General features: G+C 70.9%; 17 protein-coding genes. 6 read left to right on the forward strand and 11 right to left on the reverse strand.

Annotation, left to right across the window (positions count from 1 at the left end; genetic code table 11):
* Window positions 1–36 precede the first annotated feature (36 nt).
* A complete protein-coding gene (locus tag ACWCQ1_RS26490; protein WP_451027529.1) occupies window positions 37–1,146 on the forward strand; it encodes a PP2C family protein-serine/threonine phosphatase in 1,110 nt (369 codons plus the stop codon).
* Here the strand turns inward: ACWCQ1_RS26490 and ACWCQ1_RS26495 are convergent.
* Window positions 1,118–3,382, reverse strand: coding sequence for an MMPL family transporter (locus ACWCQ1_RS26495; RefSeq protein WP_358601045.1), 2,265 nt, complete (start codon window positions 3,380–3,382; stop codon window positions 1,118–1,120). The two genes, ACWCQ1_RS26490 and ACWCQ1_RS26495, sit on opposite strands and share 29 nt — an antisense overlap.
* Window positions 3,383–3,546: 164 nt before the next feature.
* Here ACWCQ1_RS26495 and ACWCQ1_RS26500 point away from each other — a divergent pair, with 164 nt between their 5' ends.
* Entirely contained in the window at window positions 3,547–3,753 is a 207-nt protein-coding gene (locus ACWCQ1_RS26500; RefSeq protein ID WP_358601042.1) for a hypothetical protein, read from the forward strand.
* On the opposite strand, the gene ACWCQ1_RS26505 is transcribed toward ACWCQ1_RS26500, so the two are convergent.
* The gene (locus ACWCQ1_RS26505) at window positions 3,750–4,880 is read right to left on the reverse strand and encodes a sulfite oxidase (protein WP_358601039.1); all 1,131 of its coding nucleotides are present in this window, start codon (window positions 4,878–4,880) and stop codon (window positions 3,750–3,752) included. The genes ACWCQ1_RS26500 and ACWCQ1_RS26505 overlap by 4 nt on opposite strands.
* Window positions 4,881–5,033: 153 nt before the next feature.
* On the opposite strand from ACWCQ1_RS26505, the gene sthA reads away from it, so the two are divergent.
* Window positions 5,034–6,437, forward strand: coding sequence for a Si-specific NAD(P)(+) transhydrogenase (sthA, locus tag ACWCQ1_RS26510; RefSeq protein ID WP_133043746.1), 1,404 nt, complete (start codon window positions 5,034–5,036; stop codon window positions 6,435–6,437).
* 2 nt (window positions 6,438–6,439) lie between these two features.
* On the opposite strand, the gene ACWCQ1_RS26515 is transcribed toward sthA, so the two are convergent.
* Window positions 6,440–6,913, reverse strand: a complete 474-nt coding sequence (locus ACWCQ1_RS26515; RefSeq protein WP_451027530.1) for a DUF5709 domain-containing protein — start codon at window positions 6,911–6,913, stop codon at window positions 6,440–6,442.
* Window positions 6,914–7,246: 333 nt separating this feature from the next.
* On the opposite strand from ACWCQ1_RS26515, the gene ACWCQ1_RS26520 reads away from it, so the two are divergent.
* Window positions 7,247–8,719, forward strand: a complete 1,473-nt coding sequence (locus ACWCQ1_RS26520; protein WP_358601033.1) for an APC family permease — start codon at window positions 7,247–7,249, stop codon at window positions 8,717–8,719.
* 11 nt (window positions 8,720–8,730) lie between these two features.
* On the forward strand, window positions 8,731–9,690 hold the full coding sequence (locus ACWCQ1_RS26525) for a hypothetical protein (RefSeq protein ID WP_133043743.1): 960 nt from the start codon (window positions 8,731–8,733) through the stop codon (window positions 9,688–9,690).
* A gap of 13 nt (window positions 9,691–9,703) precedes the next feature.
* Here the strand turns inward: ACWCQ1_RS26525 and ACWCQ1_RS26530 are convergent, their stop codons facing one another.
* The 4 genes from ACWCQ1_RS26530 to ACWCQ1_RS26545 form a co-directional block, all read right to left on the reverse strand.
* A complete protein-coding gene (locus ACWCQ1_RS26530) occupies window positions 9,704–10,807 on the reverse strand; it encodes a Nickel transporter NicT (RefSeq protein ID WP_358601030.1) in 1,104 nt (367 codons plus the stop codon).
* Between the two features lie 115 nt (window positions 10,808–10,922).
* Entirely contained in the window at window positions 10,923–11,777 is an 855-nt protein-coding gene (gene prcB, locus ACWCQ1_RS26535; protein WP_133043742.1) for a proteasome subunit beta, read from the reverse strand.
* 84 nt (window positions 11,778–11,861) lie between these two features.
* Window positions 11,862–14,207: a glycoside hydrolase family 65 protein gene (locus tag ACWCQ1_RS26540; protein ID WP_358601027.1), complete on the reverse strand. Its 2,346-nt coding sequence runs from the start codon at window positions 14,205–14,207 to the stop codon at window positions 11,862–11,864.
* The gene (locus tag ACWCQ1_RS26545) at window positions 14,204–14,944 is read right to left on the reverse strand and encodes an HAD family hydrolase (protein ID WP_133043740.1); all 741 of its coding nucleotides are present in this window, start codon (window positions 14,942–14,944) and stop codon (window positions 14,204–14,206) included. Before ACWCQ1_RS26545 ends, ACWCQ1_RS26540 begins: the two co-directional genes overlap by 4 nt.
* Before the next feature lie 101 nt (window positions 14,945–15,045).
* On the opposite strand from ACWCQ1_RS26545, the gene ACWCQ1_RS26550 reads away from it, so the two are divergent.
* On the forward strand, window positions 15,046–15,684 hold the full coding sequence (locus ACWCQ1_RS26550; protein WP_133043952.1) for a nucleoside/nucleotide kinase family protein: 639 nt from the start codon (window positions 15,046–15,048) through the stop codon (window positions 15,682–15,684).
* Between the two features lie 10 nt (window positions 15,685–15,694).
* On the opposite strand, the gene ACWCQ1_RS26555 is transcribed toward ACWCQ1_RS26550, so the two are convergent.
* Genes ACWCQ1_RS26555 through ACWCQ1_RS26570 form a run of 4 tightly spaced genes read right to left on the reverse strand, consistent with a single transcriptional unit; the run spans window position 15,695 to window position 21,051 of the window.
* On the reverse strand, window positions 15,695–17,518 hold the full coding sequence (locus ACWCQ1_RS26555; protein WP_451027531.1) for a hypothetical protein: 1,824 nt from the start codon (window positions 17,516–17,518) through the stop codon (window positions 15,695–15,697).
* Between the two features lie 13 nt (window positions 17,519–17,531).
* Window positions 17,532–19,238: a hypothetical protein gene (locus ACWCQ1_RS26560; RefSeq protein WP_451027532.1), complete on the reverse strand. Its 1,707-nt coding sequence runs from the start codon at window positions 19,236–19,238 to the stop codon at window positions 17,532–17,534.
* Window positions 19,239–19,240: 2 nt separating this feature from the next.
* Window positions 19,241–20,143, reverse strand: a complete 903-nt coding sequence (locus ACWCQ1_RS26565) for a carbohydrate ABC transporter permease (protein WP_451027533.1) — start codon at window positions 20,141–20,143, stop codon at window positions 19,241–19,243.
* Entirely contained in the window at window positions 20,140–21,051 is a 912-nt protein-coding gene (locus ACWCQ1_RS26570) for a carbohydrate ABC transporter permease (protein ID WP_133043736.1), read from the reverse strand. The genes ACWCQ1_RS26565 and ACWCQ1_RS26570 overlap by 4 nt, the downstream gene beginning before the upstream one ends.
* Window positions 21,052–21,098: the final 47 nt, after the last annotated feature.

A 21,098-nucleotide genomic window follows, 5' to 3' on the forward strand; every position in this document is an offset into this window, starting at 1 on the left:
CATGCGGGGCGCGCCCCGGCGTAGGAGCGTGGTGGTGTGGGAAGAACGATCGTGCTGTGGCCGCGCCGGGACCAGGCCCGGCGGAGCTGGCTGCGGGGAGCCCCGCCGCCGTGGTGGGTGAAGGCGCTGCCGGTCGCGCTGATCGCGGGCGTGTGCGTGGCGACGCTGGTGAGCCCGAACCGGCTCGACATCGGTTTCCTGCTGGGCGCGATCCCGCCGCTGGCCGTCCTGTCGTACGGCCCCTGGGCGACCGCGCTCCTGGGCGCCGGCGTGGTCGTCGTCCTCAACGTCCCCGCCTTCCAGCTCAACCGGCCCGGCAACACCGACCTGTTGACCATCGCCTTCGTGGCGGTGCTGAGCGTGTTCGTGTCGTATGTGCGCAGTCACCGCGACGCCCAGCTGGACCTGGAGCGGACCGTGGCCGAGGCCGCGCAGCGGGCGGTCGCGCCGCCGCTGCCCGAGCGGGTCGGCCCGGTCCGCTGCGTGGGCCTGTACCGGGCCGCGCAGCGCGGGACGCTGGTGGGCGGCGACTTCTTCGACGTGCGCGAGGGGCCGTACGGGGTCCGCGCCGTGCTGGGCGACGTCCAGGGGCACGGGCTGTCGGCGGTCGCCACGGTCGCCTCGCTGCTGGGCGCCTTCCGGGAGGCGGTGCTGGACCAGCCGGACCTGGAGTCGGTCGCCGCCCGGCTGGACCGCAGGCTGGCGGTCGACTCGGCGTCCTCCCGCTATGCGGAGCTGTTCGCGACGGCCGTCCTGGTGGAGTTCTCGCCCGACGCCCGCTCCGTGCGCCTGGTGTCCTGCGGGCATCCGGCGCCGCTGCTGCTGCGCGGCGGTCACGTCAGCGAAGTCGAGCTCACCGCGTGGACGCCGCTCGGGCTCGGTCTGGCCGACACCGGTCCGTCCGCCGGGCCGGCGCTGCGGCTGGAGCCGGGCCACACCCTGTTCCTCGCCTCGGACGGGGTGAGCGAGGCCCGTGACACCTCCGGCACCTTCTACCCGCTGACCGACCGCCTCGCCGCCCTCGCCGACGGCGACCCGGCCCTGCTCGCCGACCGGGTCTGGGGTGACCTCGTCCGGTACTGCCCCGACGTCGTCGACGACGTGACGATGCTCGTGCTCACGTCCGCGTCACACGACGCTCGCTGACGTCCTGCTGGGCGCTCTCCTCGTGGTCGCCCTCGGCGTCGATGTGCGGCAGCACCCGGTCCAGCCAGCGCGGTGTCCACCAGGCACGCGGGCCCAGCAGCGTCATCACGGCGGGCACCATCAGCAGCCGTACCACCGTCGCGTCGATCAGCACACTCACCGCGAGGCCGAGTCCGAGCATCTTGACCACGATGTTGTCGCTGACGATGAAGGCCGCGAACACGCTCACCATGATCAGTGCGGCGCAGGTGATGACCCGTGCGGTGATCTCCAGGGCGTGCGCGACCGAGGCCTTGGCGTCCCCGGTGCGCAGCCAGGCCTCGTGGACGCGGGAGAGCAGGAAGATCTCGTAGTCCATGCTCAGGCCGAAGATGATGGCGAACATCATCATCGGCACATAGCTCTCGATGGGCACCTTGCCGTTCACGCCCAGCGCGGGCCCGCCCCAGCCCCACTGGAAGACGGCGACCACGACACCGTACGAGGCTCCGATGGACAGGATGTTGAGGACGGCCGCCTTGACGGCGACGAGCAGGCCGCGGAAGACCGCGAGGATGACCAGGAAGGCGAGGCCGACCACGACGGCGATGATCAGGGGCAGACGGCTCGCGACGATGTCACGGAAGTCGACCTGGGCCGCGGTGGTGCCGGTGACGTAACCCTTGGCGCTCGTGCCGGAGACCGCGTCCGGGAGCGTGTGGTGGACCAGCCGGTTGGTCAGGTCCGTGGTGGTGGCGCTCTGCGGGGACTCCTTCGAGTAGACCGTGCCGATCAGGACGTCCCCGTCCTTGGTGGGGGTCAGCGGGGTGACGGTGGACGCGCCCGCGACGCCGTTGAGGGTCTTCTGGGCCTGGTCGGACAGGGAGGAGCGCTGGGAGGAGGGGACGGTGGTCTGGTCGATGACGACGGTCAGGGGGCCGTTGGAGCCGGGTCCGAAGGCGTCGGTCATCAGGTCGTAGGCGCGGCGGTCGGTGAAGGAGGTGGGGTCGGCTCCGTCGCCGATGTGGCCGAGCTGGATGGAGAAGAGCGGGATGGCGAGGACGACGACGGTCACGACTCCGGCCGTGAGGAACTGCCAGGGCCGGTGCTCCACGCGCTGGGCATAGCGGTGCCAGGTGCCCTGAGGCTCGGTCCCCGGCTCGGCGTTCGTCTCCGCGACGGGACGGCGGACGTGGTAGCGGTCGATGCGTCTGCCGACGAGCCCCAGCAGTGCCGGTACGAGGGTGAGCGCGCCGATGACCGCCGAGACGACCGTGATCGCGGCGGCGAGACCGAGCTTGCCGATGAAGCTCACGCCGGAGGCGTAGAGCCCGGTCAGGGCGATGATCACGGTGCAGCCGGAGACGAGGACGGCCCGGCCGCTGGTGGCGGTGGCGTGTCCGGCGGAGTGCACGGGATCGGCGCCGTTCATGAGGTTCTGGCGGTGCCGGGTGATCTGGAACAGGGCGTAGTCGATGCCGACGCCGAGGCCGATCATCGTGGCCAGGGTCGGGGAGACGGTGGCGAAGGTGAACGCGGCGGCGAACAGTCCGAGGATCGCCAGTCCGCCGACCGCGCTGACCAGGGCCGTGAGCAGCGGCATGCCGGCGGCGATGATGCTGCCGAAGCCGATCAGCAGGACGACGATGGCGACGCCGAAGCCGATCAGTTCGCTGACCCGGTCGTCGGCGGCGGGCCGGGCGAGTTCGCCGAGCGGTCCGCCGTACTCGACCTGGGCGCCGGCCGACCGCAGCGGCTGGACCGCCTTGTCGACGCCGTTCAGATAGCCGTCGCCCAGGGTGGAGGGCTGGACGTTGAAGCGGACCGTGATGTAGGCCGTCTTCCCGTCGGAGGACAGGGGTCCGACCTTGGACGCCTGTACGGACAGCGGGTTCTGGGCGGACAGGACGTGCGGAAGCTTCTGCAGGTCCCCGACGGTGGTGGACATCTGCGAGCTGAGCGAGGTCAGCGACTTCTGGCCGTCGTGCATGACGATCTGGCTGCTGTAGCCGCCGGCCGCCGGGTCGTGCGCCTTCAGCACGTCCAGGCCCTTCTGGGACTGCACACCGGGCAGCGAGAAGTTGTCGGAGTACTCGCCGCCGAAGGAGCGGTTGAGGACCTGCAGCGCCACGATGGCGACCAGCCAGGCGACGATGACGATCACGAAGTGGTGGGCGCACCACTCACCGAGGCGTCGCAGGAGACCTCCGCGGCTTGTGCTCTTCCCCCCTGTGCTGGTGCCGGTGGTACGTGACATAGCACTGGCCCTCTCCCGCAGCAGGGTCGCTCGTCCTCCCCATTAGACGCCCGTTGGATCACGTCGGCATCTCCGCCGGGACGGAGGTGCCCGCCCCTCCGGGTGCGGCGCGGGCCCGGGCGTTGAATCGTGTTTACAGAAGCTTCCGGACCCGAGGAGCACTCATGGAGATGTCACAGCCCGACGCGTCCGGGCCGTCCGAGGACCGCTGCACCCCGGACGCCCTGCTCCACACGAGCACCGGCACCGAGGTGTCCCCGGAGGATCTCGTCCTTGCCACGGGCAGGGACATCACCCCGCACAGCCTGGAATGGGCCAGGCGCAAGCTGGAGGCGGAGGGCCCCCTCGCCCTGGAGAAGCTACTGCCCTAACCGTCGCCGTCCGCTTCGAGGCACAGCACCGGTACCCGCTGGACCAGGTTGACGGCGAAGCCGCCGCGGTTCCAGGGCTGCGTCAGGGGCTGGGTGCGGCCCTCGGCGTCGGCGGCCCGGGCCGTCAGTTCGTGTTCGCCGGATGTGGCCGTCCAGTCGTGGTGCCAGCGGCGCCAGGCCCAGCGGCGGCCGCCGTCGGGCTCCAGTTCGGCCTCGTGCCAGGTGTGCCCGGCGTCGGTGCTGATCTCGACGCGCGTGACGGGCGCCCGTCCCGACCAGGCGCGTCCCTCCAGCCGCACAGGGCCGGGCCGCACCACCCGGGCCCGTGACATGAAGTCCGGGAAGCCGGGCGGCAGGAGCAGGGCGCGTGGTTCGATCCGGGTGACGGGCTCGCCCTCCTCGCCGGACTCCTGCCGCATCCGGTAGGCGACGCTCTGCTGGAAGCCGGTGAACGGCTCGTCCAGGACGTCGACTTGGCGCAGCCACTTCACATGCGCCATGCCGTACCAGCCCGGCACGACCAGCCGCAGCGGAAATCCGTGCTGCGGCGGCAGCGGGGCCCCGTTCATCGCGTACGCCAGCAGCACCTCGGGCTCGGTGCCCGTGGCCACGTCCATGGGGAGGGAGCGCTGGTAGTCCTGTTCGACTCCGCGTTCCACTCCGTGGTCGGCACCGGTGAACAGCACGTCGACGGCGTCCGCCTCCACACCGGCCTCGGCGAGCACCAGGCGCAGCGGCACGCCCGTCCACTCGGCGGTGCCGACCGCCTCGACGAGCCAGGGCTGGCTGACCGGGCGGGGTGTGAGCAGGGCCCGTCCGTTGCCCGCGCACTCCAGCGTCACCCGGGTGGTGACCTGGGGGAACGCGCGCAGATCGGCCAGGCTCAACTGCAGCTCGCGGCGGACGCGGCCTGCGACGGTCAGCTGCCAGGGCGTGCCGTCGGGGACGTACGGGATGTCGTAGTGCGTCAGTACGTAGTGCAGGCCGGGCGGGGTGACGTCGTAGCGCAGGGCCTCCAGCGGGAGACCGTGGTTACGGGTGGCCAGCGCGAGTTCGTCGCGGCCGATGCCCTCGTCGGGGGCGGCCAGCCGGGCGGGAGTGCTCGTGTCGGCGAGTCGATGGCCCATGGGCGCATTATCACGCCGGGTGGCCGCTCGGGCACCTGGTTCACGTCGGCGGGCAACCGGCCGCCGGTCGAGGGGAGTTCGATTCGATCAATGGGCGCCTCGTTGCCCGTTCACCCTTTCGAAGAGGGCCTTCGTGCTGACAGACTTCCGAGGGTGCCCGACTTCGACATGCTCGTCATCGGATCCGGCCCGGGCGGCCAGAAGGCCGCCATCGCCGCGGCCAAGCTCGGCCGCCGGGTCGCCGTCGTCGACCGCCCCGACATGGTCGGCGGGGTCTCCATCCACACCGGGACCATTCCCTCCAAGACCCTGCGCGAGGCGGTGCTGTACCTGACCGGCCTCACCCAGCGGGATCTGTACGGCCAGAGCTACCGGCTGAAGGAGGACATCACCGTCGCCGACCTGACCGCGCGCACCCAGCACGTGGTCAACCGCGAGGTCGACGTCATCCGCAGCCAGCTCTCCCGCAACCAGGTCGCCCTCTACGCCGGCACCGGCCGCTTCGTCGACCCGCACACGGTCGCGCTGCGCGAGGTCACCGGCAACGAACGGCTGCTGAGCGCGGAGAACATCGTCATCGCCACCGGCACCCGGCCGGCCCGGCCGGACAGCGTCGAGTTCGACGGCCGTACGATCATGGACTCGGACAACGTCCTCGCACTGGAACGCGTCCCGCGCTCCATGGTCATCGTCGGCGCCGGCGTCATCGGCATGGAGTACGCCTCCATGTTCGCCGCGCTCGGCAGCAAGGTGACGGTGGTGGAGAAGCGGCCCGGGATGCTCGACTTCTGCGACATCGAGATCATCGAGGCGCTCAAGTACCACCTGCGGGACCTCGCGGTGACCTTCCGCTTCGGGGAGACGGTGGCCGCCGTCGAACGCCATGCGCGCGGCACGCTGACCATCCTGGAGAGCGGCAAGAAGATCCCCGCGGACGCCGTGATGTACTCGGCGGGCCGGCAGGGCCTGACCGATGAACTCGACCTCGCCAAGGCCGGGTTGACGGCCGACCGGCGTGGCCGGATCACCGTCGACGAGCACTACCGCACCGAGGTGCCGCACATCTACGCCGTGGGCGACGTCATCGGCTTCCCGGCGCTGGCGGCGACCTCGATGGAGCAGGGCCGCTCGGCGACCTACCACGCCTTCGGCGAGCCGGTCGGGCAGATGTCCCACCTGCAGCCCATAGGCATCTACACGATCCCCGAGATCAGCTTCGTCGGCCGCACCGAGGACCAGCTCACCGAGGACAGCGTGCCGTTCGAGGTCGGCATCTCCCGCTACCGCGAACTGGCCCGCGGCCAGATCATCGGCGACTCGCACGGCATGCTGAAGCTGCTGGTCTCGCCCCAGGACCGCACGCTGCTGGGCGTGCACTGCTTCGGCAGCGGTGCCACCGAGCTGATCCACATCGGGCAGACCGTGATGGGCTGCGGCGGCACCGTCGACTACCTGGTCGACGCGGTGTTCAACTACCCGACCCTGGCGGAGTCCTACAAGGTCGCCGCCCTCGACGCCACCAACAAGCTGCGGCAGATCGACCGCATCGGCGACTGACGTCACAGGTCGGGCAGTTCCCTGTCCTCCACGACATGGACGGCGGCCTCCTCGGCGCCGGCCGCCCCGCCGTCGATGCCCACGTCCGAGGCGACCTCCTCCTTCGTGGTGTCGACGTGGGCGCCCTCGTCCGGGGCGACCAGGCGCCCGGCGCGGTCGGCACCGGCCTCGGGATCGACGGGTTCGCCCTCGCCGCCGGGCAGGTCGCCGACCTCGTCGCCCGGGGGCACGGTCACGTCGGGGACCTCCTCGGCGAGCCGCTCGTCGAGGCTCTCGCCGTCGTGCTGTTCGGCGGCCGTGGTGCCGTGCCGGGTGACGCCGAGCGGCTTCTCCGGCGGCGAGTAGCCCTCGTCGAGGATGTCGTCGTAGTCGCGCTCGTCGACGGCGTCCTGCAGGTCCAGCGGCGCCGCGTCCTCCTGCTCCTTGTTGCTCCCGGTGGGCTGGTAGACGTCGTCGGCCATCGGGTCGGTGCCCATGGATACCTCCTGGCGCCCTTGCGGCGGTTCGTTGTCCGTACGGTGTCCCGATCCGCGTTTCCCGTTGCGCGCCGCCCAACCTCATCGGTCCCCGGCGGCCCAGGAGGTTACCCCCTGGTCAATCTTGAAACGTCAATGAGTGCGGCTATCATCACTCGCACACACGCTGTGACCGCCCGGCGACGCATCGGCCGAGCGGATTCCTCCACGCCTTTGCCCACCTCCGGCCCGAGGCCAACCCTCTTCGGCCGGCGGTGAGTCCGCCACACCCCCACCCCTACGTCGTCGGGGCAAGGTCGTCCTCGCGTCGTGCACGACGGAAAGCAGCGCACCATGAGCAACATCAGGGGCAGAGGGCTGCAGGCCAATGCCCTCGGTACCTTCGACACGGTGGTGATGGCCGTCGCGGGCAGCGCCCCGGCCTACTCGATCGCCGCCACCACCGCCGTCCTCGTCGGCGCCGTGGGACTGGCCAGCCCCGCGGCGCTGCTGTACTGCGCGATACCCATGCTGGGCATCGCCCTGGCCTTCAGCTATCTCAGCCGCATCGACGTCAACGCGGGCGCCAGTTACTCCTGGGTGGGCCGCACCCTGCATCCCTTTCTCGGCTTCATCAGCGGCTGGGCGCTGGTGATCTCGGCGACCATCTTCATGGTGGCGGGCTCGCTGCCGGCCGGCTCCATGACCCTGTCCCTGTTCGACGCGAACCTGGCCGGGAACACCGCGCTGTCAACGGTGGTCGGGGCGGCCTGGTTCATCGTGATGCTGCTCGTGGTGCTGGGCGGCGCCCGGCTCACCGTCCGCGCCCAGCTGGTGATGTCCGGCATCGAGATCGCGATCCTGGCGCTGTTCGCCGTGCTCGCCCTGTTCCACACCGGCAACGTCCGCACCTTCGAGTGGTCCTGGCTGGGCTTCTCCCATTTCGACGGCGTCTCGGGCTTCGCCTCGGGCGCCCTGGTCGCCGCCTTCTACTACTGGGGCTGGGACGTCACCAGCAACCTCAGCGAGGAGACCCGCAACAGCCGTCGTACGACCGGACTCGCCGGTCTGATCGGGGTGGGCATCGTCTTCCTGCTGTTCGAGGTGTTCACCATCGCGGTCAACGTCATCCTCACCTCGAAGCAGATCGACGCCAACGACGCCAACGTGCTGGGCGTGCTCGGTGAGGAGATCTGGCCGGGCCTGGGCGGAAAGCTGCTGATCGTGGCGGTGATGCTGTCGACCATCGCCACCCTGGAGACCACCCTCATCCAGGTCACGCGCTCCCTGTTCGCGATGGGCCGCGACCGTACGATGCCCCCCGCGCTCGGCCGGGTGCACCGCACCTGGAACACGCCCCATGTGGCGATCGTCGTGGTCGGCGGGGTGGCGCTGGCGATGTTCATCGCCTCCAACGCCCTGGGCTCGGTGGGCGACATCCTCGCCGACGCGATCTCGGCGATCGGTCTGCAGATCGCCGTCTACTACGGCCTCGCGGGCCTCGCGGTCGTCGTCGCCTACCGCAAGATGCTGACGAAGTCCGTGGGCAACTTCCTCCTGGGCGGGCTGTGGCCGCTGTTCGGCGCGCTGTTCATGTTCTGGATCTTCGTCGAGTCGCTGGGCGAACTGGACACCGCGGCCATCGCGATCGGCATCGGCGGGCTCGCCGTCGGCCTCGTCCCGATGCTCTGGTACTGGAGACAGGGCAGCGACTACTATCGCCCCGCCCGGCTGGACGCCACCCGCACCGTGGAGGCGGAGTACGTCCTCGACCCGTACGCCGCCGCGAACTCCCGTGCCCACGAAGGTCTCTCCACCGACTTCTGAGGGAGACCCCGATGGCGCGCGACCGTTTCGCCCCCGACTTCGACCCCGACTGCGGGGACGGCGTCCTGACCAACGCCACCCACGACATCGTCATCGGCCGCTGGCAGGGCCTGCGGGACCTGCTGCGGGTCACCGGCGCGGACTGGCTCGCCCGCGGCCACCGCATCCGGCTGCTCGCCCAGGCCTGTGCGAGCACCTCGACGGCGGAGTCATGGCTGGCCGCCGAGCCGTACAGCGCCGACGCGCTGGTGCTGCGGGCGGCGACGGAGACGGCCAGGGCGTTCAACCTGGCGATCGCCGCGGGCCGGGGCACGCCGATCGACCCGCACCGCGTCGACACCGCGGTGACGGCGTGTCTGCAGGCGGCGGAGGCGTATCTGGACGATCCGACGCCGTGGATCTCGCTGATCTCGGTGGCCCGGCTGTACCCGTCGGGGGTGCGGCGGCAGGAACTGGCGCGCTGGTGGGACGAGTTGCACCGGCGCGACCCGTACAGCGTGGAGGGTCATCTGCAGATCCTGCACTACTACTCGGCGCGCTGGCACGGCTCGCACGGCCTGATGTACGACTTCGCCCGCGACGCGGCCGGTGTGGCACCCCAGGGCTCCGCGCTGCCGGTGCTGCTGCAGTACGCGCGCGTGGAGGAGTACCGCTACGCCCTCGACGCGGGCCACGCCGGCCAGAGCGCCGTGGGCCTGGGACAGCACTGGAGCCACGACGGCGCCGCCAGCGACGTGCGCCGGACCTGGCAGCGGTGGATCATCGGCCGGACGGACAACGAGGTCGCCCCCGGCGAACTGCGCGACCTCAACTACCTGGCGCACGCGGCCTGTCACGCGGGCGACAAGGAGGTCGCCGGTGCCGTGCTGCGGATGCTGGGACCCCGCGCCACCCGGACACCCTGGTCCTACACCGGTGATCCGGAGCTGCAGTTCGTGAAGTGGCGCAAGGAGATGCGGGTGCGCGGCTGAGGGGCGGGCGGGGCTACTCGGCGGGCTGTTCGGCCGGCCGGGCCAGGCCCGCCGTCCACTTCTCCTCGATCCGGCCGAACTTCCACACCAGCAGGGCCACCACCCAGGTGGCGAAGAACAGGCCGACGATCACGAACCCGACGACGTTGAGGTCGAGTCCGGCCACCCAGTCCCAGAAGAAGCCGTGCAGCTCCAGCTTCTCGGCGAGCAGGCCGAGGAGTTCGGCGGTGCCGATGAGCAGGGCGACGGCGACCGACAGGCCGGTGATGGTGAGGTTGTAGTAGACCTTGCGGACCGGCTTGGAGAAGGCCCAGCCGTAGGCGAAGTTCATGAACGAGCCGTCGATGGTGTCCAGCAGCGACATGCCCGCGGCGAACAGCACGGGCAGGCACAGGATCGCGTACCACGGCAGCCCCGAGGCGGCCCCGGAGCCGGCCAGCACCAGCAGGGCGATCTCGGTGGCGGTGTCGAAGCCCAGCCCGAAGAGCAGGCCCAGCGGGTACATCTGCCAGGACTTGGTGATCGACTTCATGACGCGGCCCAGCAGCCGGTTCATGAAGCCCCGGTTGTTGAGCTGCTCCTCCAGGGCGGCCTCGTCGAAGTGACCGTGGCGCATCTGCCGGAAGACCTTCCAGATGCCCGCCAGGATGACGAGGTTGATGGCGGCGATGACGTACAGGAAGGTCCCGGAGACGGTCGTGCCGATCAGGCCGGTGACGTCGTGCAGCTCGGAGTTGTCGTCGCGGACCGGTCCCGCCACCGCCCGCACCCCGAGGGAGAGCAGCAGCGCCAGCACGAAGACGACGCTGGAGTGGCCGAGCGAGAACCAGAAGCCGACCGACAGCGGCCGCTTGCCCTCCCCCATCAGCTTGCGGGTGGTGTTGTCGATCGCGGCGATGTGGTCGGCGTCGAAGGCGTGCCGCATGCCGAGCGTGTAGGCGGTGACGCCGATGCCGATGCCGAAGGACTTCTCGCCGATGCTGTAGTGCTGGGGCGCCACGATGCCGACGAGCGTGAACCAGCCGATGACGTGCAGGGCGATGACGAAGGCGGCCATCCCGCCGACCCTGGTCCACTCGTCCCGCGTCATGGAGGTGCGGAGGCGGTGCCAGGTCATACGGGACGTTCCTTCTCTCGGCTGCGCGGCAGCCGCCGTCGACCGCCTTGTGCCATCCTCCCGTACTTGCAAATGATGTGCAGTAAAGGGAAGGAAAAAAGCCGGGCAGAAGCCGTCAGGGCGTGGCGTTCGGTCCGTCCGGGCGGCTGCGGCGCTGCTCGACCATCTCGCGGCTGAGCTGCTCGGTCTCCTGTTCCGGCAAGCGCTCGAAGCCCTCCTCGGTGATCACCGAGACGATCGGGAAGATCCGCCGGCTGATGTCCGGACCGCCGGTCGCGGAGTCGTCGTCGGCCGCGTCGTACAGCGCCTGGAGCGCGGCCAGGGCGGACTCGCGCCGGTCCATGCCCGGCCGGAACAGCTTCTTCAGCGCGCCCCGGGCGTAGGGGGAGCCGGAGCCGTCGGCGTGGAAGTCCTGCTTCTCGTACAGCCCGCCGGCCACGTCGAAGCTGAAGATGCGGCCTCTGCGGCCCTCGGGCGCCGCCGGGTCGTAGCCCGCCAGCAGCGGTACGACGGCCAGGCCCTGCATGGCCTGCCCGAGGTTCTGGCGGATCATCCCGGCCAGCCGGTTCGCCTTGGCCCCGAGGGTCATGGGGATGCCCTCGACCTTCTCGAAGTGAACGAGTTCGACCTGGTACAGCTTCACCATGTCGAGGGCGAGACCGACCGAGCCCGCGAAGGCGACCGCCGTGTGGTGGTCCGCCGGGTGCACCTTCTCCAGATCGCGCTGCGCGATCAGATTGCCCATGGTCGCCCGGCGGTCACCGGCGATCATCACGCCGTCGCGGTAGGTCAGCGCGAGGACGGTGGTGCCGTGCGGGAACCGGTCGGGCGCGGCGCGGACGCCGTCCGGGAAGGGGCGGCGGGTGGGCAGCAGCTCGGGACGGTGGGCGGCCAGGAACTCGGTGAAGGACGCGCTGCCGGGGGTGAAGAACTCCTCCCCCAGCCGGCCCTCGCTGTCACTCGCCACCATGCCCGTCCCCCTCCGGTCGTCCAGCGCCGACACAGCACTCCTACCTGAAGCGGCCCGCCGGGAAACGCCACGAGCCGGCGAAAGCTACCGGTGGGCGTTCGGCCTGCGGTGCGGCGGCTGTTCCGGGGCCGGGCGCGAGGGCACGGGCGGGACGACGAGCACGGCCGGGGCGTCGGCCCGTACCGTCACCGGGGTGCCGTGGTGCTTGATGGTCAGCGGCGGGCCCGACAGGAGCGTGTACGTGGCCTTGTCCGGACCGATCTCCACCCGCAGCCGGCTCTCCAGCAGCTGGAGGCTGAAGGCGAGGCGGCTGAACCGCTCGGGCAGCCGGGGCGCGAAGCACAGGCCCGTGCCGTTGCGGCGCAGCCCGCCGAAGCCGGCGACCAGGGCCGTCCAGGTGCCGGCGAGCGAGGCGATGTGCAGTCCGTCGCGGGTGTTGTGCTCCAGGTCCGCCAGGTCCATCAGCGCGGCCTCGGCCGTGTAGTCGTAGGCGAGCCGCAGATGACCGGCCTGCGCCGCGATGACGGCCTGGCAGCAGGCGGACAGCGAGGAGTCGCGCACCGTCAGCGGCTCGTAGTAGGCGAAGTTGCGGGCGATGTGCTCCTCGTCGAACCAGCTGCCGCAGGTGTACATCGCCAGCACCAGGTCGGCCTGCTTGATGACCTGCTTGCGGTAGAGGTCGAAGTAGGGGAAGTGCAGCATCAGCGGGTACTGGTCCGCGCCGGTGGCCGCGAAGTCCCAGCGCTGGTAGCGGGTGAAGCCCTCGTGCTGCTCGTGCACCCCGAGTTCGTGGTTGTAGGGGATGTACATGGCCTCGGCGGCGTCCCGCCAGGCGGCGCTCTCCTCGTCGTCCACGCCCAGCTGCGCGGCCCGGTCCGCATGGCGTTCGCAGGCGTCGGCGGCGGCGAGGAGGTTCGCCCGGGCCATCAGATTGGTGTACGTGTTGTCGTCGGCGATCGCGCTGTACTCGTCGGGGCCGGTGACGCCGTCGATGTGGAAGGCGCCCCGGTGGTCGTGGTGGCCGAGCGAACGCCACAGCCGGGCCGTCTCCACCAGCAGTTCCGTGCCGGCCTCCCACTCGAACTGCGTGTCCCCCGTCGCCGCCGTGTAGCGCACGACGGCGTCGGCGATCGCCGCGTTCACATGGAAGGCCGCCGTGCCGGCCGGCCAGTACGCCGAGCCCTCCGAGCCCTCGATGGTGCGCCAGGGGAACGCGGCCCCCTTCAGGCCGAGTTGGGCCGCGCGCTCCCGGGCCGCGGGCAGGGTGCTGTGCCGCCAGCGGAGCGCCTCGGCCACGGCGCCCGGCGAGGTGTACGTGAGCAGCGGCAGGACGAAGGCCTCGGTGTCCCAGAAGGCGTGGCCGTCGTAGCCGGAGCCGGTCAAGCCCTTGGCGGGGATCGCCCGCTGCTCGGCGCGGGCGCCGGCCTGCAGGACGTGGAAGAGGGCGAACCGGACGGCCTGCTGGACCTCCTCGTCCCCGTCGACCTGGACGTCGGCGCGGGCCCAGAAGTCGTCCAGGTAGCCGCGCTGCTCCTCCAGGAGCCCGTCCCAGCCGCTGTGCCCGGCGGCCGCCAGGGCCGCCTCCACCTGGTCGCTCATCGCGGGCCGCGAGCGCACGGCGGACCAGCCGTGGGCGACCAGCTTCTCCACCCGCAGCTTCTCCCCCGGCTCCAGCACCGAGGTGACCGTCAGCCGGGCCACATCCACATTGCTCTCGCTGGCGTACGTGGTCCGTTCCGGGCCGGACACGATGTGGTCGGCGGCCACCGCCACCCGCAGTCCGCTGCGCCTGGTCCGGTGCACCAGGCGCAGCCGGTGCCCGACGGCGACGTCCTCCTCCGCCTCCAGCGGGGACTCCAGCGCCTTGGAGCCGCGCGGGTCTCCGTTGGATCCGGGCAGGCTCTCGTTGGCGACGAGCTCCGACTGGATCACCACACGGGAGCGGCTGTCGACGGCCTCCACCTCGTAGGCGACGGCGGCGATCGCCCGCTGGGTGAGCGAGACCAGGCGGGTGGAGCGCACCCGGACGGTGGTCCCGGCCGGCGACGTCCACTCGCACGTCCGCTCCAGCACCCCCCGTCGCAGGTCCAGCAGCCTCTCGTGCGAGGTCAGCCGCCCGTAGCGCAGGTCGAAGGGCTCGTCGTCGACGAGCAGGCGCAGCACCTTGCCGTTGGTGACGTTGATGACGGTCTGCCCCGACTCCGGATACCCGTAGCCGGCCTCCGCGTACGGCAGCGGGTGCAGTTCGTAGACGCCGCCCAGGTAGCTGCCGGGCAGGCCGTGCGGCTCGCCCTCGTCGAGGTTGCCGCGCCAGCCGACATGGCCGTTGGAGAGCGCGAAGACCGACTCGCTCTGCGCGAGGACGTCCAGGTCCAGACGGGTCTCGCGCACGGCCCAGGGCTCGACGGTGTAGGAGCGGTGGGTGATCATGCCCGGCCTCCCAGTTCGGAGAGGTCCTTCACGACGACGTCCGCGCCGTGCGCGGACAGCGCCTCGGCCTGTCCGACCCGGTCGACGCCGACGACGTAGCCGAAGTGGCCGGAGCGGCCCGCGTCCATCCCGGCCAGGGCGTCCTCGAAGACGGCCGCGTGCGACGGCTCGATCCCGAGGTCGCGTGCGGCCGCGAGGAAGGTGTCCGGGTGCGGCTTGCCCGGCAGTTTCCGCTCGGCGGCCACGACCCCGTCGATGCGGACGTCGAAGAGACCCTCGGCCTTGATCGAGCGCAGTACGTCCCGGGTGTTGGCGCTGGAGGAGACGATCGCCGTGCGCAGGCCCTGGGCCCGCACGGCCTCGATGTAGCGCAGGGTTCCGTCGTACGCCTCGACGCCCTCGGTGCGGATCTTCTCCAGCACCAGGAGGTTCTTGCGGTTGCCGACCCCGTTGACGGTCGCCGCCTGCGGCGGGTCGTCCGGCCGCCCCTCGGGCAGTTCGATGCCGCGGGAGGCGAGGAAGGTGCGCACGCCGTCGGCGCGCGGGCGGCCGTCGACGTACTCGTCGTAGTCGGCGCCGGCGTCGAAGGGACGGAAGTCCGCGCCCTCTCGCTCGCGCAGGAACGCGTCGAACGTCTCCTTCCAGGCGGCCGCGTGCACCACGGCCGTCTTGGTGACGACCCCGTCGAGGTCGAAGAGACAGGCCTGGATGTCTTCGGGGAGACCGAGTTGCGTCATAGAGCTACGGTTCCCCGCACACGCGACGCACACCTTGTGGCGCACGCCACATGGGTCAATCGTGCGGGGGCGCCGCGGGTGACACACTCTGCGGTGTGCCGCTGACGACGACCTTCGACGACCTGCTCCTGCGTGCCCGTGACCTCACCGGTTCAGGGCGGCGCGCGATCCTCGGGATCGCCGGCAGCCCCGGCGCGGGCAAGACGACGCTGGCCGAGCGGCTGGTGCGGGAGCTGAACGGCACCGGGCGCCCGTGGGTGGCGCAGGTGCCGATGGACGGTTTCCATCTCGCGGACGTCGAGCTGGACCGGCTGGGACTGCGTCGGCGCAAGGGCGCGCCGGAGACGTTCGACGCGGCGGGGTACGCGGCGCTGCTGCGGCGGCTGCGTGACGAGACGGAGAGCGAGGACATCGTCTACGCGCCCGGCTTCGAGCGGGTGCTGGAGCAGCCGATCGCGGGTGCGGTCCCGGTGCCGCCGACGGCCCGGCTGATCGTCACGGAGGGCAACTACCTGCTGCTGGACACGGGGGCGTGGAAGCGGGTGCGCGAGCAACTGGACGAGGTCTGGTTCTGCGAGCTCGACGAGGAGGAGCGGATCCGCCGCCTGGTGGCCCGGCACGAGGAGTTCGGCAAGGGCCACCAGGAGGCGGTGGACTGGGTCCTGGGCAGCGACCAGCGCAACGCCGAGCTGGTGGCGGCGACACGCGAGCGGGCGGACCTGGTGGTGCCCGGCGTGTGAGGCGGCCGGCTCAGGGCCGCAGTGTCAGTGCCGGTTCCCCCCGGTCGTCGTCGGCCCCGATCACGGCGGTGAAGGCGTCCGTCCGTACGGTCAGCCCTTCCCCGGTGGGTTCGACCGTCACGGTCAGCGGCTCCGCGGAGCCGTACCGTACGGCGAACACGTGCAGGTCTTCCGGCGCGTCCGGCACCGGGCCCGCTTCGTAGGCGGTGGAGCTGACGAGGTGGTGCCAGCCCTCGTCGGGGTTGCCGTAGCCGCGCGGGTCGGCGGCGAGGGCGAACGCGGCCTGTTCCTGGGTGAGTTCGGCGCGCGCGTCGAAGTGTTCCGGCCCCTTTGCCCGCGGGTGGGTCAGTCGCAGCGTCCCGGCCGACGCCACCGCGCCCGTCGCCGTCCGGCGGACCCGGTCCCCGTCGTCGGCGGCGTAGGGCAGTCCGGCGAGCAGGTACGGCTCCCCGGGGAGGCGTTCGAGGGCGACCGTCGTCCACAGCCGCGTGCCGTCGGTGACGTAGAGGGAGCGCACGTGCCGCAGGACGTGGTCACGGCCGACGACCGGTTTGGCGACGAGTTTCGCCGTCAGCGTGCCGGTGCGCACGTCCCGGACGCGGACCTCGCCCATGGGGCGGCAGAAGACGAAGCCGTCGAGCACCGGGCCGAAGCCGTGCTGGCGGTTGACGGCGGCGGGCAGGTAGTAGGTGCCGCCTGCCTCGACGACGGACGGTGTCATCCGGTCGTCGAAGGCCACCGAGACCGTGCCGGCGCGCAGTTGATGGCGGGCCGGTGCCGTGGACGGTTCGCGGTGCCAGCCGGTGGTGTCCTGGATCTGCCACACGAGCATCCAGGCGAAGTGGCCGTCGACCCCGCCGTCCGGTTGGGCCGCGTGCCGCGCCCAGCGGCTGTCGCCGCGGTAACGGCCGAGGTCGGAGCCGACGCGGGCGCTGAAGTAGCGCAGCCCGAGCACCGACTCGAAGGCGGAGTGCTGTTCGCTGTAGCGCGGTCCGCCGTTGTCGAAGCCGCCGCCCGTCAGACGGGCGTCGATGTAGCGGGCGAGCGCGTCGCCGTCCTCGGCGAAGACCGGCTCGCCACTGACGCGGTGGGCCTGGGCGAGGAAGGACAGGGAGATCGGACCGTAGTTGTTGTCGTAGGCGCCGCGGTGCTCGGGCGGCAGCAGCGCGCCCCGGTCCAGGACCCGGTGGGCGCGGATCTCGTCGAGGTACAGCCGCAGGGCGCGCTCGCGCATCGCGTCCGCCGGGGCGTGAGGCAGATGGCGGGCGAGCATCAGTCCGCCGACCACGCACCCGATGGCCTGGTTGCCGGCCTCCTGCGGGTTGAAGAAGGTCGCCTCGGTGAGCCAGCGCCAGTAGCCCCGCGCCACCTCCAGCAGCTCCGTCCGCTGCTCCTCCTCGACGAGTCCCTCGGCCAGGTCGAGTAGGTTGACCGCCTGCAGCAGCGCCCACACGGTGCTCGGCCAGTCGCCGATGGGGTGCGCACCGGCCTCGAGGACGTAACGGGCGTACGGCAGACCGGAGTTGCGGACCCTCAGGTTCGGGTAGCCGGGGTTGTCCTCGCGGTAGACCCGCTCGCGCAGATGGAAGGCGAGGCTGCGGTGCACCGCCTCGGGCAGGCGCGGATCCTTGGAGCGCTGCCAGGCGAGGGCCAGCAGGGAGGTGACGCCGAGCGAGGTGTCACCGATGTCGTCGTCGGCGTCCGGGTGCTCGAGGTTGCCCTCGGGGGTGAGGCGCGCGAGGGCCTGCTCGGTGACGTCGGCGAGGACCGCGTCGTATGCCTCCGGGGTGTCCGGCAGGTCGTGCAGCGGCCCGAGCTGGCGTGGGAGGTGCAAGGAGATCAGCCCTTCACGCCTGAGATGTGGCGCGCAGTGTGAGGGTCAGTGTCTGCGGTCCGTGTCCGCCGAGGTAGACGCGGTTCCCGGCCGTCGCGTCCGTGCCGCCGGCCACGGTGTAGTCCTGCCCCGGGTCGTAGCGCAGTACGTCGCTCCGCTCCGGTCCGGCGAGCGGTTCGCCCGTCTCGACTGCGGCCTCGACCCGGATCTCGTCGTCGCCGACGCGGTAGGTCATCGGCTCGGTCGTCAGGCACCAGCGTCCGTCGCCGAGCGGTACGGCGCCCTGCGGCTCGCCGCCCGGCCGGAAGGTCAGTTCGAGGGCCCAGGGCACCGCTGGGCCGCTGATGTCGATCCGCAGGTCGGCCCCGTCCTCCCGCAGGTCGACCTCGACCCGGGTCGTGTGGGAGACCTCGTCCTGAGGGCGGTCGGGGAAGGCCATCGCCGCGGAGAAGCGGCCCTCGTCCACCAGACGGTAGGCGCCGTCGTCGCTCCTGAGGTCCTTCGGGAGCGGCTGGTAGTAGGCCGTGGTGAGGGTCTGGGTGAGCCGGTACCGGTTGTCGGCGAGCTGTTCCATGTCGGCGGAGCGGAACGGGCCCAGGTCGAAGAACGCCCGCGAGAGGCGGACCGCGTCGAGGACGGCGGCACCGGCGAACAGGCGCAGGAAGGTGGGGTTGCAGGCGAGGCCCGAGCGGATGCGCCGGTGCTCGGGCACGTCGGAGCCGCCGTACACCACGGTGTGCGCGGTGGCCGAGACGTGTGCGGCGAGGCGTGCGGTGGGGAGGTACCGCTCGCGCGGGAGCTTCTCCGCGTCCGGGGCCGGCAGGGCGCGGCACAGATCCGGGGTGAGGAGGGTCTGGGCGAGCAGGTCGGGGTCGTTGATGCCGTCGGCGGCCGCCAGGCGGGCCGCGCGGGCGAAGTCGCCCCGGCCGGTGCGGATCGCGAGCAGCCGGTAGTGCGGCAGGTAGGGCCAGAGCGCGAACGACAGCCTCTGGTCCTGGCGGCGCGAGTGGACGGTCTCCACCGTGCCGTCCGGCCTGATCAGGTCCAGGGTCGCGGTGAGGTTGCGTTCGACGGCGTCCAGCAGGTCGGTACGCCCGAGCACCTCGGCCAGCAACAGCAGCGACGGGTTGGTCACGATGGACGCGTAGACGGCACTGCGTTCCGAGTACAGGCCGTCCGCGTCGATGTCGACGCCCTCGGCGAGCCACTCCTCGGCGCGGGCGAGCAGCCGGGCGTCCGGGAACGAGCGGTGCAGCCGGGCCAGCGCCGCGGACAGCTCCCAGCGGTGGTTCGGGGTGTGCACCCCGCCGGTCAGGAGAGGGCCGGTGGCGGCGCCCGCGATGTCGGCGAGCGCCGCCGTGACGTCAGCCAGTTCCGGCCCCGCGCCCGCGGCGAGGACATGCGCGTCGCACACGTCGTTGACGGTGAACGCGGAGTCCGGCGGCGACTCGACGTTGTCGCCGCCCGCGAAGAGGCCGGAGGCCGTCTGCAGGGACCGCAGGGCACGGAGGTGGGTCAGCGCGGCGGCGACGGCCCGCTCGCTGCCGTGCAGGGCCGACTCCGGCGAGCGGTACGCCGCGACCAGGGTCTTCACCCGCCGGGCCAGGGCGCGGTGCGGCCCGATGAATTCCGTCGACGGGTCGGCCTCGAGCAGGGCGGCCGATCCGTCGGCGGCGAGCGCCGCCGCGCGGACGAACTCGTGGTCGAGCGGGGCGGTCAAGGTCAGTCCTTCAGTCCGGCGTTGATGTCGGCACTCATGACGTAGCGCTGGAAGACCAGGAAGATCACGATCAGCGGGATCATGGAGATGACCGACGCGCCGAGCAGGACCGACCAGTTGATGTTCTGTGCGCCGACGATGCTCTGGATGCCGATCTGCACGGTGAACTTGTTGGGGTCGTTGAGCATCAGCAGGGGCCAGATGTAGTCGTTCCACCGCCACTGGAAGGACAGGATGGCGAGGGTCAGCATGATGGGCCGGGACAGCGGCACCATGATCCGCAGGAAGATCGACAGTTCGCGGGCGCCGTCGATGCGCGCGGCTTCCACGAGCTCGTCGGGCACCGTCAGGAAGAACTGGCGGAACATGAAGCATCCGGTCGCGGTGAGCACGGCCGGGAGGATGATGCCGGCGAATGAGTTGTAGAGGCCGAGGTTGCGGACCACCAGGAACTCGGGGGCGAGCATGACCTCGCCGGGCAGCATCGTGGTGGCCAGGATGCAGATGAAGAAGGCCTTGAGCCACCTGTTGTCGTACTTGGCCAGCGCGTATCCGGTGCAGCAGCTGACTCCCACGGTGAGGATCGTGGTGATCACGCACACGAGGGTCGTGTTGACGAAGTACTGGGAGAAGTTGGCGCTGCGCCACGCCGTGAAGTAGCCCGAGAGGGTGGGGTGGTGCGGGACCAGCGTCAGCGGATAGGAGAACAGGTCGCTGGCCGGCTTGAGGGAGCTGAGGATGAACCACAGCACCGGCAGCCCGTAGAGGCAGGCGAGGATCCACAGGAGTGTCGTCGCGGACACCGCCTGCCGCAGCCCACCGGTGGCGGTGCCGCCGGACCGCTTCTTGGAGACGGCCGGTCCGGAACCCTTCTCGACCGGGCGTGGGATGTCAGTGGTTGTCATCGGTTCTCCACCCGCCGGTTGACGATCAGCTGGACGATCGCGACGGCCATCAGGATGAGCATGAGCACGAACGACGCGGCGCTCGCGTAGCCGATCTGGCCCCGTTTGAAGCCGGTCTCGTAGATGTACTGGACGAGCAGGTTGTTCGAGGTTCCGGGTCCGCCGTTGTTGAGGGCGACGAACACCGGGTATTCCTTCATCGCGTTGATCGTGTTGAGCAGGATGACGATGAACGAGGTGGGCGCGATGCTCGGCAGCGTGATGCTGATGAACTGGCGCCACGGCCCGGCGCCGTCGAGCGAGGCCGCCTCGTAGTACGACACCGGCACGTTCTTGATCGCCGCTATGAACAGCAGCATCGTGAAACCCGTCCAGGCCCAGGACGCCGCCATCACCACCACCAGCAGCGACAGGTCCGCGTTCGACTGCCAGGGAACGGCGCTTCCGCCGAGCTTCTCGATGACGTAGTTGACCAGGCCGAAGTTCTCACCGAACAGCCACCGCCACAGGACACCCACGACGATGGGCGACAGCAGCCACGGGATGAAGAAGATGACGCGGGCGACCGACGCGCCCTTGGCGTGCTTGCTCACCACCAGGTTTGCGGCGAGCAGGGAGAGCGCGAAGTTCAGCGGGACGAAGAGGACGGCGTACAACACCGTCCGGGTCAGGGCGTCGTAGAAGGTGGAGTCCCCGAACAGGTGGTGGTAGTTGTCCAGTCCGATGAACTGGAACGCCCCCACACCGGTGTAGTTCGTGAAGGAGTAGACGAGCCCGATCACCGCCGGCCACACGAAGAACAGCCCGAAGAGCACGACGTTGCCCGCGATGAGGACGAGCGGCGCAAGGGTGTACTTACTGCGTCTCCTGGGCGGACTCACGGACACGTCCGAGGCGCTTTTGGTCATCTTCCTGACTCCGTGCTGGTGGAATGGATTCCTGTGGGCTCACGCCG

The sequence above is a fragment of the Streptomyces sp. NPDC002144 genome (assembly GCF_053593695.1).